This window comes from Kitasatospora brasiliensis, assembly GCF_032654805.1.
In the GTDB taxonomy this organism is placed as follows: domain Bacteria; phylum Actinomycetota; class Actinomycetes; order Streptomycetales; family Streptomycetaceae; genus Kitasatospora; species Kitasatospora brasiliensis.
Window position 1 is genome coordinate 900,173 of the sequence record NZ_JAUOOW010000001.1, and the last position, 14,282, is coordinate 914,454.

The window sequence follows — 14,282 nt, forward strand, 5'->3', positions numbered from 1 at the left end:
CTGGCAGGTGCCGACGGCGGGGCCCGGCCGCCCCGGGTGCGGCCGGGCGTGGCGTACCGCCTCCGGAGCGGGTCGGATCCCGCCGTTCCGCTTCGAACACCCCTCGGAATGGGAGCAGTTCGGGAATCCTGCTGAACCGGAACGAGCGGCGCTGTACGCTGCCGGGCATGTGCGCTGCCACCCGGATGCACCCCGACGGACCGGTGGTCGACGCGGCCCTGGTCCGGCGGTTGATCGCCGCCCAGTTCCCTCAGTGGGAGCGCCTCCCGATCACCCCGGTCGCCGCCGCCGGTGCGGACAACGCGATGTTCCGCCTCGGGCCCGAACTCGCCGTCCGGCTGCCCCGGGTGGAATGGGCCGCGGCCGGTCTGCGACGGGAACAGCAGTGGCTGCCCCGGCTGGCGCCGCGGCTGGCCCTGCCCGTACCGACGCCGCTGGCGGTCGGCCGGCCCGCCGGCGGCTACCCGTGGGAATGGTCGGTGCTGCGCTGGCTGAACGGCGCCAACCCGGCGGTCGGCTCGCTGGGCGCACCCGAGGGACTGGCCCGCGACCTGGCCGCCTTCGTCAACGCGCTGCGCGCCGCCGACCCGGCCGGCGGCCCGACGGCCCAGCGCAGCATCCCGCTCGCCGCCCGGGACGGCGCCACCCGCACGGCCATCTCCCAGCTGGCCGGCTCGATCGACACGGAGGCCGCAACCGCCCTGTGGGACAAGGCACTTCGACTGCCCGCTTACGCCGGCCCGCCGGTCTGGATGCACGGCGACCTCACCCCCGGCAACCTGCTGCTCGCCCGCACCGGCCGGCTCGCCGCCGTCCTCGACTTCGCGCAGCTGGGCATCGGCGACCCGACCGCCGACCTGATCCCCGCCTGGAACCTGCTGCCCGCCACCGCCCGCCCCGCCTTCCGCGCCGCGCTGCGCGCCGACGACGCGATGTGGGCCCGCGGGCGCGCCTGGGCGTTCTCCATCGCCCTGGTGACGATCCCCTACTACCGCCACACCGACCAGGCGCGGACCGCCGACGCCCGGCGGGTGGTGCGCGAGGTCCTGGCGGACCGCAGCGGGTAGAGCTTCGGGGTCTTCGGGGCGCTCGGGATCCTCCGGGCCCTCGGGACCTTCGGAAGCGGCTGCCGTCATCGGCCGTCGTTGCTATGGTTCTCCCCGCCACTACGGGTCGGGGGAGCGGAATTGGCAACAAGCGTCATCAACGTCAGGGTGAGCCGGAAGGTGCTGTGGATCAGCGGGGACGCGTACCCGCTGAACAACATCGCCCGAGCACGACAGCTGGTCTGGTGGCCGCCCAAGCGTTCGCGGGTGATCATCCGGTTCGTCCGGAAGGTGCTCGGGCTGCTGGCCGCCGCCGTCCTGTTCGGCGGGCTCGTCCATGCCGCGACGGGACTCCTGAGCCTCCTGCTGCTCGGAGCCTTCGGCTACCTCGTCTACCGCCTGGTCGCCCAGCTGCGGCAGAAGCCGCTCTACCGGCTGGTCATCGAGACCTCCAGCTCCTCGCACACCGCCGTGGTGAGTTACCACTCCTGGCAGATCGAGGACCTGATCCAGCGGATCATGGAGGCGATCGACAACCCCCTGGCGGAGTTCGCGGTCCAGGTCGAGAACGTCCACGTCGGCGACAAGATCATCCAGTACGGCGACCACAACACCGGAAAGCGGGTCGGACTGTGAGCAACTCCTTCCACTTCGGCGACTCCGTCACCCAGTACGGCGACCACAACGTCGGCATCATCAAGAACCAGGGCCCGACCGACCCGAAGGCCGCGCTGCGCGAACTCGTCACCGCCGTCGCCGCGTTGCGCGGGCAGGTGCCGGCCGAGGACCGCGAGGTGCTCGACGAGTCGCTGGAGGCCATCGGCGACGGCGCCGCCCCGCCGTCGGTGCTGCGCCGCGCGCTGCGCAACATCTCCGGGGTCGCCTCGCTGGTCACCGCGGGCGCGCCGGTGGTCGAGTCGATCCGGCGGATCCTGGACTCCTTCGAGTCCTGACCGCGCGATTTGTCCTATCGGGTCAGCAATCTTCCCTGGTCAACCCCACTGCTAGCCTGACCGCCATGAGCGGACTGCGGGAGCGCAAGAAGGAGCGGACCCGGCGGGCCATCTCCGAGGCGGCCATCACGCTGTTCCTGGAACACGGCTTCGACCGGGTGTCAGTGGCGGACGTCGCGGCCGCCGCCGAAGTCTCCAAACCGACGCTGTTCTCCTACTTCGCCACCAAGGAGGACCTCGTCGTCCACCGCTTCGCCGACCACCAGGAGCAGGCGGCAGAGACGGTCCGCACCCGGCAAGCCGACGAACCCGTGCTCGACGCGCTGCTGCGGGACTTCCTGGACGGCCTCACCCGGCACGACCCCGTCACCGGCCTCAACGACCACCCGGCGGTGCTCGCCTTCACCGCCCTCGTCTACGGCACCCCCAGCCTGGCCGCCCGGGTCGGCGAGTACGTGGCCCGCGCCGAGCGGTCGCTGGCCGAAGCCCTGCGCGAAGCCCCCGACCTGCCCGAACCCCGGGACCTCACCGCCGCCCTGCTCGCCGCCCAGGTCACCGCCACCCAGCGCGTCCTCGCCCTGCACAACTGGCGCCGCATCCAGGCCGGCCGCACCGCCGACGACCTCCACGGCGAAGCCGCCGCGGACGCCACCCGCGCCTTCCGTCTCCTCGTCGACGGCTACGGCCCGCCCGCCGCGCCGTAGGACCCGCTGGCTAGAGTGCCGCGCATGACAACGCGTCACCTCGCCTTCGATGCCCTGCACAACTTCCGCGACCTGGGCGGCCATCCGGCCGCCGACGGGCAGTCCGTCCGGTGGGGGCTGCTGTACCGCTCCGACTCGCTCGGCAAACTCACCTCCCCCGCGGACCTCGACCGGCTCCACGCCCTCGGCGTACGGACCGTGATCGACCTGCGCTACCCCTGGGAGATCGCCGCCAAGGGCCGGGTGCCCGACTTCGAGGGCCTGGAGTACCACAACCTCTCGATCGAGCACCGCCCGTACGACCAGGCCGAGATCGACCCGGAACTCGACCCCTGGCGCTACCTCGCCGACCGCTTCGCCGAGGTCACCGAGGACGGGGTGCGGGAGATCCGCCAGGCCCTGGACGTGATCACGGCCGCCGAGGCCCCGGTGGTCTTCCACTGCGCCTCCGGCAAGGACCGCACCGGCCTGATCGCCGCCCTGCTGCTCACCCTGCTCGGCGTCGACGAGGACACCATCGCCGCCGACTTCGCCCTCACCGAACTCGCCACCCCCCACCTCGTCGCCGACTGGCACACCGCCCACCCCGGCCGCACCCTCCGCTGGCCCGGCTACGGCCGCGCCCCGGAAACCGTCATCCGCCTCGCCCTCGCCGACCTCACCGCCCGCCACGGCTCCGTCCAGGCCTACCTCACCGACACCCTCGGCGTCGACCACGAGCAGATCACCGCCCTACGCACCCGCCTGCTCACCGCCTGACCGCCTCGCAACGCCCGGACACCCCCGACCACCGCGCAACCCCTGCGCGGCGGGGTGGGCGTAACTCGGTGGCGAGGTGGGGGTGGGGCGGGTGACGATGCGCGGTATGACCGAGACCGAGCGTTGGACGCAGGCGACCGTGTACCCCGACATGTGGGCGGATCCGGCGGATGATCCGCGCAACAGCGAGGGGCCGAGCCCCGACGGGGAACTCGCCACACTGCAGGACTTTCTGACGAACCATCGACTGACCCTGCGGATGAAGTGCGACGGGCTGGACGCGGAGCAGTTGGCCCGGCGCTCGGTGCCGCCGTCGACGATGTCGCTGCTCGGGCTGGTGCGGCATCTGGCCGAGGTGGAGCGGGACTGGCGGAACTGGGTCACCTACGGGGAGCCGCTGCCCAAGATCTACGGCCGGCGGGACGCGGACTTCGACGGGGCCGTCGGGGAGCAGGCCGTGGTGGACGGCTCCTTCCGCGACCTGGAGCGCGAACAGACGGCGCTGGACGCCGAGTTGGCGCAGTACCAGGACCTGGGCGAGCGGGTCGGGAGGCAGCGGGTCTCGATCCGGGAGCTGCTGGTGCACCGGATCGAGGAGTACGCCCGCCACTGCGGCCACGCCGACCTGCTGCGCGAGCGCGTCGACGGCCGGGTGGGGCAGTAGGGGGCGGGACTCAACGGCGGCGTCGGCCGCCCTTGCCGGCGCGGGCCGTCGGCGCCGGGGCGGTCGGCGCCGGGGCGGTCTCCGGCCAGTGGGCGGGCCGGGCGAGGGCGGCCGGCAGCCGGGTGGTGGCGTCGCCGCGGGCGGCGTCGAGCTGGGCCTGGGTGAGGAAGAGCGCCGTGCTGAGGTCCGCGCCGGCCAGGTTGGCGTCCCGCAGGTCGGCGCCGACCAGGTCGGCGAGCCGGAGGTCCGCGCCGGAGAGGTCGGCCGCGACGAGCAGGGCGCCGCGCAGGTTGGCCCCGTGCAGGTCGGCGCCGCGCAGCCGGGCGCCGAAGAAGTCGGCGCCCCGGTGTTCGCGGCGGCGCGGGACGCCGGCGCGGACCAGTTCGCCGGCGCGCAGCAGCAGCTCGCTGACCCGCCCGCGGTGGGCGGGGACGTCGACGGCGAGGATCTCCTCGGGGGTGCCGCCGGCCATTCGGTCGGTCTCCGCGAGCGCCTGCCGCAGCTCGTCGTGGAGGGGCTGGGCCGCGTCGAAGGTGAGCGCTTCGGTGAGGTAGCGGAGCAGCTCGTGCAGCTGCCGCACGATCGGGAAGACGTCGAACATCGCCTGGGCGCTGTCCGGCTCCTCGCGCCAGCCGCGGCCGCCGAAGGTCACCTGGGAGACCCGTTGCCCGGCGCCGAAGCAGTCGTAGACGGTGCAGCCCTGGAAGCCCTTGTCGCGCAGCCGGGCGTGGATGCCGCAGCTGAAGTCGGCCTGGAGGTTGTGGCAGGGGTTGCCGGCCCGCTTGTTCTCGGCGAAGTCGGTACCGGCCGTGAACGGCAGGGCGACGCAGCAGAGCCCGAAGCAGTTGCCGCAGTCGGACTTCAGCTCCGGGGAGGCCGCCGGGGTCGGCGCGGCCGCCGTGGGGTCCTGCGGCGACTCGGTCTCGCGCACGTCCGGGGTCCTTCCAGCAAGCGGGCGCCGGGCGGCGCCGTGAACCCGGAAATCCTACTGGGCAGACGACCCTCGGCGCCGGTAAGCTATGCAAGGCCATAGAGACCATTACATACAGAGACCATGACATTCAGGGGTGGGCGCATGCAGGACCCGGACATCAGGACGCTGGTCCGGACGTGGATGTCGGGCTGGACCGTCTCACGCGGCTCCGCCGAACCGGTGGACCAGCCCTGGGGCTGGAGCATCGACGTCGGCGCGCCGACCGAGGTGGGCCGGCACGTGCTGCCGGAACCGACCGAGGCCGAGGTCCGCAAGCTCGTCGAGAACACCACCGCGCCGACCACCTGGCTGAAGGTGTTCGCCGAGGACGCGGTCGTGCGCCCGTGGCTGGACGAGCGGTGGCGCCTGGACGTGCCGGGCTACCTGATGACCGTCCCGCTCGCCCCCGAGCGGCCCGTGGCGCCGGCCGGCTACACCGTGACCAGCTGGGAGCGGGGCGGGGTCCTCCGGACGCTGGTGCGCACCGAGGACGGCCACCTCGCCGCCCGCGGCCAGGCGGGCCTGGCCGGACCGGCGGCCGTAGCGGACCAGATCGTCACCGCGCCCGAGCACCGCCGCCGGGGCCTGGGCGCGCTGGTGATGCGCACGCTCCAGTCCGCGGCGCACGAGCGGGGCGCGCGCACCGGTGTGCTGGTCGGCACACCGGACGGGCAGGCGCTCTACGCCGCGCTCGGCTGGACCACCCACGCCGAGATGACGAGCACCGTCCTGGACCCGACCGGCCCGAGGGCGAACACGCCTCAGCCGTAGGGCTCAGCCGTACGGCAGCAGCTCCGGCCGCTTCGCCGGGCGGCCGTCGCCGGAGGAGCGGCCGGTGAGGCGGCGGCCGATCCACGGGCCGACGTGGGTGCCCAGCCAGCGGGCGTCCTCGCGCAGCTTCTCGGTGCGGCCGGTCGGGGCGGCGGCGGGCAGCGGGGCACGCCAGTCGAAGGCGGCCGGGCGGCCGAGCGCCTCCAGCACGCCTTCGGCGACCCGGCGGTGCCCCTCGGGCGAGAGGTGCAGACGGTCCTCGGCCCACAGCCGGCGGTCGTCGAAGCAGGGCGCGGAGAACAGGTCGACCACGGCGACGCCGTCCTGCCGGCCCAGCTCCTGGACGAAGGCCTTCAGCCGCAGGATGGCGGGCAGCAGCCGGGCGCTGCCGGCCATGCGGCGGGTGGGGTCGGTGCTGGTGAACAGCACGACGGTGGCGCCGGTGGCGCGCAACTCGGCGGCGCAGCGGCCGAGCAGGCGCTCCACCCGGTCGATGTCGCAGCCGGGGCGCAGCACGTCGTTGAGGCCGCCGGCCAGGGTGACCAGCTCGGCGCCCATGGCGGCGGCGGTGGCGAGCTGCTCGTCGTGGATCTGGCCGATGAGCTTGCCGCGCACGGCGAGGTTGGCGTAGCGGAAGTCGTCAGCCTCGGTGGCGAGGGCCTCGGCGACCCGGTCCGCCCAGCCGCGGTAGTGGCCGTCGGGCAGCAGGTCGTCGCACATGCCCTCGGTGAAGGAATCCCCGACGGCGACGTAGCTCGCGTAGCTGCGCTCGGTGGTGGGCACGGGCGGCCTCCGCTCTCCTGAGATGGCTCCGATGAGATGGCTCCGAGATCCGACGATCGTACGTGTGCCGGACGGACAGCCGAACAGCCGGGCGGCGGAAGTGCCGCTCAGCCGCCCACCCGCGAGGCCGTGAACCAGTGCTCCCGCACCGCGTCGGTGGGCCGCTGCTCGCCGAGGGCGGCCAGGCCCCATTCCCCCAGCGCCTCGATGACCGGCCGCAGTTCGCGGCCGCGCTCGGTCAGCTCGTAGACCATCGCGTTGGCCGGCCGTTCCAGCCGCCGGCGGGTGACGAGTCCGTCGCCCTCCAGCTGCTTGAGCCGGGTGGCCAGGATGTCGGTGGAGACGCCGGGCAGGTCGGCGTGCAGGTCGGTGTAGCGGCGCGGGCCGCCGAGGAGCTCACGGACGATCAGGAGGCTCCAGCGCTCCCCCACCGCGTCCAGGGCGCGGGCGACGGCGCAGTACTGGTCGTAGCTTCGGCGTGACATGCGGATCAGCATAGCCAAGAGGTTGGACTTTCCAAGTACACACTTGGTAGAACAAAGCTGAAGCAACGAAGCGGTGGTGACGGTCGGGAGGCCGCAGATGGAGTTTCGCCAGTCCAGCAAGCTGAATGACGTGTGCTACGAGATCCGCGGCCCGGTGGTCGACCAGGCCAACGCCCTGGAGGAGGCCGGGCACAGCGTGCTGCGGCTGAACACCGGCAACCCGGCCCCGTTCGGCTTCGAGGCGCCGGAGGAGATCCTCCAGGACATCATCCGCAACCTGCCCACCGCCCACGGCTACAGCGACTCGCGCGGCATCCTGCCGGCCCGCCGCGCGGTGGTGCAGTACTACCAGCAGCGCGGGGTCCAGGGCGTCGGCGTCAATGACGTCTACCTCGGCAACGGCGTCTCCGAGCTGATCCAGATGGCCGTCACCGCGCTGGTGGACGACGGCGACGAGGTGCTCGTGCCCATGCCCGACTACCCGCTCTGGACGGCCTCCGTCCGGCTGGCCGGCGGCAAGGCCGTGCACTACCTGTGCGACGAAGAGGCCGAGTGGTACCCGGACCTGGACGACATCGCCGCCAAGATCACCGACCGGACCAAGGCCATCGTCGTCATCAACCCCAACAACCCCACCGGCGCGGTCTACCCGAGGGAACTGCTGGAGGGCATCCTCGACCTGGCCCGCCGCCACCAGCTGATGGTGCTGGCCGACGAGATCTACGACAAGATCCTCTACGACGGCACCGAGCACCACTGCCTGGCCGCCCTGGCCGACGACGTGCTGACCCTCACCTTCAACGGCCTCTCCAAGGCCTACCGGGTGGCCGGCTTCCGCAGCGGCTGGCTGGTCGTCTCCGGCCCCAAGCAGCACGCGAGCGACTACCTGGAGGGCCTGACCATGCTCTCCGGCATGCGGCTGTGCCCCAACGTGCCCGCCCAGTTCGCCGTGCAGGCGGCGCTCGGCGGCCACCAGTCCATCAACGACCTGGTGCTGCCCGGCGGCCGGCTCACCGAGCAGCGCGACATCGCGGTCAAGGCGCTCAACGAGATTCCCGGCGTCAGCTGCGTCAAGCCCAAGGGCGCCCTCTACGCCTTCGCGAGGCTGGATCCGGCCGTCCACCGGATCGTCGACGACGAGCGGTTCGTGCTGGACCTGCTGCTGCGCGAGAAGATCCACGTCGTCCAGGGCACCGGCTTCAACTGGCCCCGCCCGGACCACTTCCGCTTCGTCACCCTGCCCCGGGCCGACGACCTGGAGACGGCCATCAACCGGATCGGGCGCTTCCTGGCCACCTACCGCCAGAGTTGAGCACCCTACGATCAGGGCCATGACCGTCCTGCGCTCCATCGCCCTGTTCGTCCTCGCCGCGCTCGCCGAGATCGGCGGCTGCTGGCTGGTCTGGCAGAGCGTGCGCGAGCAACGGCCGTGGTGGCTGGCCGGGGTGGGCGTGGTGGTGCTCGGCGCGTACGGCTTCGTCGCCGCCCTCCAGCCGGACAGCCACTTCGGCCGGGTGCTGGCCGCGTACGGCGGGGTGTTCGTGGCCGGCTCACTGCTCTGGGGCATGGCCGTGGACGGCTTCCGGCCGACCCGCCACGACGTGCTGGGAGCGCTGATCTGCCTGGCCGGGGTCGGCGTCATCATGTACGGGCCCCGGCGCTGAACCACGCCGGAGGCGCCGGGACGCGCGGGCCCCGGCGCCGGCGTTCCAGCACCGGGGCCCGTCAGGCACGTTCGGGAACGGCCTGGCGCGAAGGGACTACCAGCCCCAGCCGCCGCCCTGGCCGTCGTCGTCCTGGTTCGAGTCCCAGCCCTCGCCGACCTTGCGCAGGATCGTGTAGTTGTCGATCTGCGTGCCGTCCTCGGCCAGCGCGGTGACCTTCATGACCGACTTCTGCCCCAGGTGCTTCGGGGTCACGTCGACCTTGATGAAGGAGTAGCCGGTGTAGCGCACCCGCGACCACTGGATGGTCTCGGGGACCTTCACCTTGCCCTTGCCCCAGTAGTAGGTCTTCACCTCGTCCTGGTGGTTCTCGTGCCCCTCGTAGGTGTCCGGCACGTCGAACTTGTACAGGCTGCGGCCGGCCGCACCCGCGGTGACGTAGACCACGCCGTCCTTGGCCGGCTCGATGGTGGCGCCGCTCGGCACCTGCTTCGAGACCTTGTTGCCGAGGATCGCGTCGGTGCGCTCGTAGATGTGGTTGTGGCCGTTGATGACCAGGTCCACCCGGTACTTCTCGAACAGCGGCACCCAGGCCTCGCGGACCCCGCCCTCGGAGGCGTGGGCGACGGTGGTGGAGAAGGCGCAGTGGTGGAAGAAGACCACGACGAAGTCGACGGTCTCGTCGCCCCGTAGGTCCTTGAGGGTGCGCTCCAGCCACTTGGTCTGCTTGTTCGCCGAGATGCCCAGGTTGGCCGGGATCTCGTAGGAGACGTCGTTGGCGTCCAGCGAGATGACGCCGACGTTCTTGTAGCGGAACGTGTAGACGCCGGGGACCTGGCGCGGGTCCGGGCCGTTGTTGGGCAGGAAGAAGCGGGCGTTCTCGCCGCCGTAGCCGTGGGGCGAGTACCAGGCCTCGATGTCGTGGTTGCCGTACGCGACCATCCACGGGATCTCGGCGGCGACCGTCTCGGTCTGGACCAGGAAGTCGTCCCAGGTCTTCGCGTTGAAGACGGACTTGTCCGGGTCGGTGCCGGAACCGGCCGGGTCGGCGTAGCAGATGTCGCCGGCGTGCAGGTGGAAGGCCGGCTTCTGGGCCTTGATGATGTGGTCGTTGCCGGCCGCGTGGGAGCTGACGCCCTGGTCGCCGAAGGCGGTGAAGGTGAACGGCTCGTACACCTTGCCCCAGCGGTGGTCTCGGGAGGGCGCGGTGCGGAAGGTGTGCAGGGTGGAGATCTGCTGCTGGGAGGCCGGGTCGAAGCCGTCGTGGCCGACACCGTAGTAGTAGGTGGTGTCGGGCTTCAGGTCCTCCAGCGCCACGTGCAGGTAGTACTGGTCCACCGGCTGGCTGCCCGGGGTCAGCGCCGGGGTGTGCAGGGCGCGGACCTCGGCCTGGACCTTGTGGCTCAGCTCCCACGGGGTCTTGCCGAAGCGCAGGTACGGCTTCTTGACCGGGGCCGGGACCTGCCAGGAGATGCGGAACTGGGTGTCCGGCTCCGGGCCGAACTGGAGGTGACGGCCGATCGGGGCGACGAGCGAACCGTCGATGCCGTCGGTGGTGCCACCGGTCAGCAGCTGCGGGCCGGCCGGGGCGGCGAAGGCCGTCCCGCTGCCCAGCGCGCCGCCGACGGCGACGGCGCCCACCGTCACGGCGCCGGCGCGCAGCATCCGACGGCGGGAGAAGCGGGCCCGCAGGTACTCGTGCTGCTCGGCCATGCTCATGCGGTCGGCAAGCTTGGCCGGCACGCCCATGTTGGGGATATCCATGCGCGGGACTCTGCCAGCGGTGTGTTGATCAGATGCGGACGCCGGGTGAACGCGCCGCAGCGCGCCCCCCATTCGAACGCCAACGTTCGACCATGAATCGGTAAAGAACATGTTCGTACCGGCTCGACGGCACATCATGGCCCCCGCACAACCCTGCGCCTGACCGGGCACCAGGGCTCGGCCCGACCGGGCGCCAGGCTCCGGTCAGTCGGCGGGCTCGTCCCACTGGGTGGCGGTCCGGTTGCCGGTGCCGTCGCAGGTGCGGCAGATCTCGTCCCGGTAGGCGTGCTTGGCGCCGGTCGCGTCCACCCGGTAGCGCACGTACACCCCGGTGCCGTCGCAGAGGAAGCAGTTGCCGCCCCCGCCGCCCACCTCGGTGGTGCCGGTGCCCTGGCAGGTACGACAGCTGAGGCCGGCGGTCCGGCCGGTGCCCGCGCAGATGCGGCAGACCGTCGTCATCGGCTTCCTCCCTCGCGCGCGAACGGCTCGGTGGCGTCCGGGACGGGCCCGACGCCACCGGTCATGGTAGTGGCGACGACCCCCGGACCACCCGGGGTCCATCGAACCGGCGGAAGGTCAGCCGGAGGCCGTCCTCGAACTCGCGCCCGCGGGGCGGCGCCGACTCACTCGGGCAGGCCCTCGCGGACCCGGCGGGAGACCGAGATCAGCTGGAGGTCGAGCAGGCCCGGCGGATCGGCCAGCCCCGGGCCGCCCGCCCGCACCCAGGCGGCGATGTCGTCGATCATCTCGTCCATCAGCACGAAGCCCAGCCAGACCGGCCGCCCGCCCGCCGCCCGGCCCTCGGCGGAGGGGCCTACCACCACCACGTTGGACTGGGTGCACACGTCCAGGCACTTCACCGCGCGGACCCGGCCCGCCGAGCCGACCGCCGTGCGCAGCCGCTCGTACTGTCCGGCGTGGTCCACCCCGGGGTGCTTCGCCTCGGTGCCGCAGCAGCAGCCCCGGCAGACCGTCACGGTCACCGGGGCGCCGGCGCCCCGCTTGCGGTCCCGGGCACCGTCGCGCTCTCGGCGGCTCATCGGTTCTCCTGCCCCTCCCGGTCGGCGGCTCCCTGCGCACCGGCCACTGGCACTGTACCTGTCACCTCGTCGGCCCCCGGAGGCCCGCGACGGAGCGCACCGCCGGACCGCCGCGCCCACCCTTGCGGGGAATTCCGCTCCATACCGTCTCGGAATTCCCGTCAATACCCGTGCGGCACGCTTCCGATACCCGGTGGAGCGAAATGCGGAATTCCCCGTCGGAGCATCTGACGAAATGTCGGCACTTTCCGCGCAAACCATGGACGCCGGGGAAACGGCGCAGTAACTTACCTGCGAGTAGCTGCGGCCCGGCTCGGCACGACCCCCACCCTTCGTTTCTCTCCCCCAGGAGGAACCGTGCTCCGCCCTGCCCGGAAATTCCGGCACCTCCGGAATTCCACCGCGCTCACCGCCGTCGCCCTGGGCGCCGCGCTGGCGCTCAGCTCCACCGCCGCCCAGGCCGCCGTCCCGGCACCGAGGCACTACGTGGCGCTCGGCGACTCCTACGCCGCCGGCGCCGGAGTGCCCGGCCAGTCGGCCGGCCTGTGCCTGCGCTCCGACCGCAACTACGGCCACCTGGTCGCCGGCGCCCTCAAGGCCGGCACGTACACCGACGTCACCTGCTCCGCGGCCAAGATCAAGGCGATGACGCAGCCCCAGTACGACGCGATCATCAAGGTCAACGACCCGCAGCTGGACGCGGTGAGCCCCGACACCGACCTGGTCACCCTCGGGATCGGCGGCAACGACCTCGCGGCCAGCGACCTCGGCCTCGGCGAACTGGTCGCCACCTGCATCGCCGGCGCCGTCGTCAACCCGCTCGGCACGCCCTGCAAGGACGTCTACCACCACGGCTACTGGGACTGGAGCACGCTGTCCTGGAGGTACGGCAACGACGACCTGGCCGAGCGGATCCGCACCACCATCGCCCCGCAGCTCGCCGACACCCTCCGGCGCATCCACGCCAAGGCGCCCGGGGCCCGGGTCCTGCTGGTCGGCTACCCGTCCGTGCTGCCCGCCGACGGCTCGACGTGCGTACTGCGCCAGCCGGTGACACCCGGCGACGTCGAGTACATGCACAGCGTGCTCGACAAGCTGAACGCCGCGATGAAGTCCGCCGCGGCCGCGAACGGCGCGACCTACGTGGACACCGCGACGCCGACGCTCGGACACGACGTCTGCTCGGACGACCGCTGGATCGAGGGCGCCCTGCCCGGCTCGCCCGCCGTGCCGTTCCATCCGAACGCGACCGGCGAGCAGGCGATGGCGCAGGCGGTGCTCGCCGCGCTGAAGTAGCACGCCCGGAAAGCCCCGAGGGGCCGGCGACCGGATCCCGGTCACCGGCCCCTCGGCCCTGGCGCGCGTCCTACTCGGACTCGGCGGCCGCGGCGGACCCGGCCGCCAGCCCGGCCGACCACTTCTCCTCGACGTTGCCGAACTTCCAGTAGGCGATCGCCGCCGCCCAGGTGAGCACGAACAGCCCGACGATCGCGTAGCCGACGAAGTTGAGGTCCAGCTCGCCGATCCAGGCCACCGGCCCGCTGGTGATGTCCAGCTTCTCGCCGAGCAGGCCGATCAGCTCGACCGAGCCGATGACCAGCGCGACCAGCACCGACAGCCCGGTGACGGTCAGGTTGTAGTAGATCTTGCGGACCGGCTTGGAGAAGGCCCACTCGTACGCGAAGTTCATGAACGAGCCGTCGATGGTGTCCAGCAGGCTCATCCCGGCCGCGAACAGGATCGGCAGGGTGAGCAGCGCGTACCAGGGCAGCGAGAAGGCCGCCGCGCCGCCGGCCAGCACCAGCAGGGACACCTCGGTGGCGGTGTCGAAGCCCAGGCCGAACAGCAGGCCCACCGGGTACATGTGCCAGGGCTTGGTCACGGCCCGGGTGACCCGCCCGAGGATGCGGTTCATCAGGCCGCGCCGCTCCAGCTGGCGCTCCAGCTCCGCCTCGTCGTAGTCGCCCTGGCGCATCCGGCGGAAGACCTTGAGGATGCCGTTGAAGGCGCCCAGGTTGATCAGGCCGAGCAGCAGCAGGAAGGTGCCGGAGACGGTGACGCCGATCAGGCCGGTCATCTCGTGCAGCGTCGAGTCGTCCGACTCCACCTGGCCGGCCAGCGAGCGGATGCCGAAGGCCAGCAGCGCGCAGAGGCCGAAGACGATCGAGGAGTGCCCGAGCGAGAACCAGAAGCCGACCGACAGCGGCCGCTTGCCCTGGCCCATCAACTTGCGGGTGGTGTTGTCGATGGCCGCGATGTGGTCGGCGTCGAAGGCGTGCCGCATGCCGAGGGTGTAGGCGGTCAGGCCCATGCCCGCGCCGAACACCTGGCCGCCGACGGTGTAGTGCTCGGGCTCGACCAGCGCGAGCAGCGTGAACCAGCCGATGACGTGCAGCGCGAGGATGAAGCCACCCATCCCGGCCAGGCGGATCCACTCCTCCCGGGTGAGCCGGTCGCGCCAGCGGGGGGCAGTCATCGCGGTGTCCTCTCGGTCGGGCGGTTCGTCCATGCGGTCGAAGCTGGGCCATCTTTCCTTCTCGATGCGCGCAGTTGCAAGTCATGCGCAATTACGAATTCGACTCCGCCGCTTCACGACCCACTGTGAAGATCGTCACGACCCGTACAACGCTTCGTAACCCTCCAGGCCTTTCCCCGTGAGCTCTACGCGCGGATACT

At 72.0% G+C, this 14,282-nt stretch carries 16 protein-coding genes and 1 pseudogene; 10 read left to right on the top strand and 7 right to left on the bottom strand.

Features of this window, described 5'->3' with window-relative positions:
* The first annotated feature begins 167 nt into the window (after positions 1-167).
* The 6 genes from QWJ13_RS04105 (at position 168) to QWJ13_RS04130 (ending at position 4,126) form a co-directional block, all read left to right on the top strand.
* Complete coding sequence (locus QWJ13_RS04105) at positions 168-1,067, top strand: aminoglycoside phosphotransferase family protein (protein ID WP_316520546.1); 900 nt, start codon at positions 168-170, stop codon at positions 1,065-1,067.
* A gap of 120 nt (positions 1,068-1,187) precedes the next feature.
* Positions 1,188-1,682 (top strand): DUF6232 family protein, encoded by a 495-nt coding sequence (locus QWJ13_RS04110; RefSeq protein WP_316520547.1) that lies wholly within the window; start codon positions 1,188-1,190, stop codon positions 1,680-1,682.
* Complete coding sequence (locus tag QWJ13_RS04115) at positions 1,679-1,999, top strand: hypothetical protein (protein WP_316520549.1); 321 nt, start codon at positions 1,679-1,681, stop codon at positions 1,997-1,999. The genes QWJ13_RS04110 and QWJ13_RS04115 overlap by 4 nt, the downstream gene beginning before the upstream one ends.
* A 65-nt stretch (positions 2,000-2,064) precedes the next feature.
* Entirely contained in the window at positions 2,065-2,703 is a 639-nt protein-coding gene (locus QWJ13_RS04120; RefSeq protein ID WP_316520550.1) for a TetR/AcrR family transcriptional regulator, read from the top strand.
* Between the two features lie 24 nt (positions 2,704-2,727).
* Positions 2,728-3,462, top strand: coding sequence for a tyrosine-protein phosphatase (locus QWJ13_RS04125; protein WP_316520552.1), 735 nt, complete (start codon positions 2,728-2,730; stop codon positions 3,460-3,462).
* Between the two features lie 97 nt (positions 3,463-3,559).
* On the top strand, positions 3,560-4,126 hold the full coding sequence (locus QWJ13_RS04130) for a DinB family protein (RefSeq protein WP_432277449.1): 567 nt from the start codon (positions 3,560-3,562) through the stop codon (positions 4,124-4,126).
* A gap of 10 nt (positions 4,127-4,136) precedes the next feature.
* Here the strand turns inward: QWJ13_RS04130 and QWJ13_RS04135 are convergent, their stop codons facing one another.
* Complete coding sequence (locus tag QWJ13_RS04135) at positions 4,137-5,057, bottom strand: pentapeptide repeat-containing protein (RefSeq protein WP_432277419.1); 921 nt, start codon at positions 5,055-5,057, stop codon at positions 4,137-4,139.
* Positions 5,058-5,201: 144 nt separating this feature from the next.
* Between QWJ13_RS04135 and QWJ13_RS04140 the strand changes: the two genes are divergently transcribed.
* On the top strand, positions 5,202-5,870 hold the full coding sequence (locus QWJ13_RS04140) for a GNAT family N-acetyltransferase (RefSeq protein ID WP_316520555.1): 669 nt from the start codon (positions 5,202-5,204) through the stop codon (positions 5,868-5,870).
* Positions 5,871-5,873: 3 nt separating this feature from the next.
* Here QWJ13_RS04140 and QWJ13_RS04145 read toward each other — a convergent pair whose 3' ends face one another.
* Both QWJ13_RS04145 and QWJ13_RS04150 read right to left on the bottom strand, forming a co-directional pair.
* Positions 5,874-6,653: an SGNH/GDSL hydrolase family protein gene (locus QWJ13_RS04145; RefSeq protein ID WP_316520556.1), complete on the bottom strand. Its 780-nt coding sequence runs from the start codon at positions 6,651-6,653 to the stop codon at positions 5,874-5,876.
* Between the two features lie 131 nt (positions 6,654-6,784).
* A pseudogene (locus tag QWJ13_RS04150) lies at positions 6,785-7,138 on the bottom strand (winged helix-turn-helix transcriptional regulator); the annotation flags it as partial.
* Between the two features lie 97 nt (positions 7,139-7,235).
* Between QWJ13_RS04150 and QWJ13_RS04155 the strand changes: the two are divergent.
* Positions 7,236-8,450 (top strand): pyridoxal phosphate-dependent aminotransferase, encoded by a 1,215-nt coding sequence (locus QWJ13_RS04155; RefSeq protein ID WP_316520557.1) that lies wholly within the window; start codon positions 7,236-7,238, stop codon positions 8,448-8,450.
* Positions 8,451-8,469: 19 nt separating this feature from the next.
* Complete coding sequence (locus tag QWJ13_RS04160) at positions 8,470-8,802, top strand: YnfA family protein (protein ID WP_316520558.1); 333 nt, start codon at positions 8,470-8,472, stop codon at positions 8,800-8,802.
* A gap of 96 nt (positions 8,803-8,898) precedes the next feature.
* Here QWJ13_RS04160 and QWJ13_RS04165 read toward each other — a convergent pair whose 3' ends face one another.
* The 3 genes from QWJ13_RS04165 to QWJ13_RS04175 all read right to left on the bottom strand — a co-directional run bounded on the left by QWJ13_RS04165 (position 8,899) and on the right by QWJ13_RS04175 (position 11,606).
* Complete coding sequence (locus tag QWJ13_RS04165) at positions 8,899-10,566, bottom strand: purple acid phosphatase family protein (protein ID WP_316520559.1); 1,668 nt, start codon at positions 10,564-10,566, stop codon at positions 8,899-8,901.
* A 204-nt stretch (positions 10,567-10,770) separates the two neighbouring features.
* Complete coding sequence (locus QWJ13_RS04170) at positions 10,771-11,025, bottom strand: hypothetical protein (protein ID WP_316520560.1); 255 nt, start codon at positions 11,023-11,025, stop codon at positions 10,771-10,773.
* A gap of 164 nt (positions 11,026-11,189) precedes the next feature.
* Positions 11,190-11,606 (bottom strand): (2Fe-2S) ferredoxin domain-containing protein, encoded by a 417-nt coding sequence (locus tag QWJ13_RS04175; RefSeq protein ID WP_316520561.1) that lies wholly within the window; start codon positions 11,604-11,606, stop codon positions 11,190-11,192.
* A gap of 357 nt (positions 11,607-11,963) precedes the next feature.
* Here QWJ13_RS04175 and QWJ13_RS04180 point away from each other — a divergent pair, with 357 nt between their 5' ends.
* Positions 11,964-12,902, top strand: a complete 939-nt coding sequence (locus tag QWJ13_RS04180) for an SGNH/GDSL hydrolase family protein (RefSeq protein WP_316520562.1) — start codon at positions 11,964-11,966, stop codon at positions 12,900-12,902.
* 70 nt (positions 12,903-12,972) lie between these two features.
* On the opposite strand, the gene nicT is transcribed toward QWJ13_RS04180, so the two are convergent.
* The gene (gene nicT, locus QWJ13_RS04185; RefSeq protein ID WP_316520564.1) at positions 12,973-14,082 is read right to left on the bottom strand and encodes a Nickel transporter NicT; all 1,110 of its coding nucleotides are present in this window, start codon (positions 14,080-14,082) and stop codon (positions 12,973-12,975) included.
* Between the last annotated feature and the right edge of the window lie 200 nt (positions 14,083-14,282).

Excerpts from the sequence above, each read along its gene's own strand:
- QWJ13_RS04105 (WP_316520546.1), top strand. The coding sequence starts at position 168 with ATGTGCGCTGCCACCCGGATGCACCCCGACGGACCGGTGGTCGACGCG.
- QWJ13_RS04120 (WP_316520550.1), top strand. The coding sequence starts at position 2,065 with ATGAGCGGACTGCGGGAGCGCAAGAAGGAGCGGACCCGGCGGGCCATC.
- QWJ13_RS04125 (WP_316520552.1), top strand. The coding sequence starts at position 2,728 with ATGACAACGCGTCACCTCGCCTTCGATGCCCTGCACAACTTCCGCGAC.
- QWJ13_RS04130 (WP_432277449.1), top strand. The coding sequence starts at position 3,560 with ATGCGCGGTATGACCGAGACCGAGCGTTGGACGCAGGCGACCGTGTAC.
- QWJ13_RS04140 (WP_316520555.1), top strand. The coding sequence starts at position 5,202 with ATGCAGGACCCGGACATCAGGACGCTGGTCCGGACGTGGATGTCGGGC.
- QWJ13_RS04155 (WP_316520557.1), top strand. The coding sequence starts at position 7,236 with ATGGAGTTTCGCCAGTCCAGCAAGCTGAATGACGTGTGCTACGAGATC.
- QWJ13_RS04160 (WP_316520558.1), top strand. The coding sequence starts at position 8,470 with ATGACCGTCCTGCGCTCCATCGCCCTGTTCGTCCTCGCCGCGCTCGCC.
- QWJ13_RS04165 (WP_316520559.1), bottom strand. The coding sequence starts at position 10,566 with ATGGATATCCCCAACATGGGCGTGCCGGCCAAGCTTGCCGACCGCATG.
- QWJ13_RS04170 (WP_316520560.1), bottom strand. The coding sequence starts at position 11,025 with ATGACGACGGTCTGCCGCATCTGCGCGGGCACCGGCCGGACCGCCGGC.
- QWJ13_RS04175 (WP_316520561.1), bottom strand. The coding sequence starts at position 11,606 with ATGAGCCGCCGAGAGCGCGACGGTGCCCGGGACCGCAAGCGGGGCGCC.
- nicT (WP_316520564.1), bottom strand. The coding sequence starts at position 14,082 with ATGACTGCCCCCCGCTGGCGCGACCGGCTCACCCGGGAGGAGTGGATC.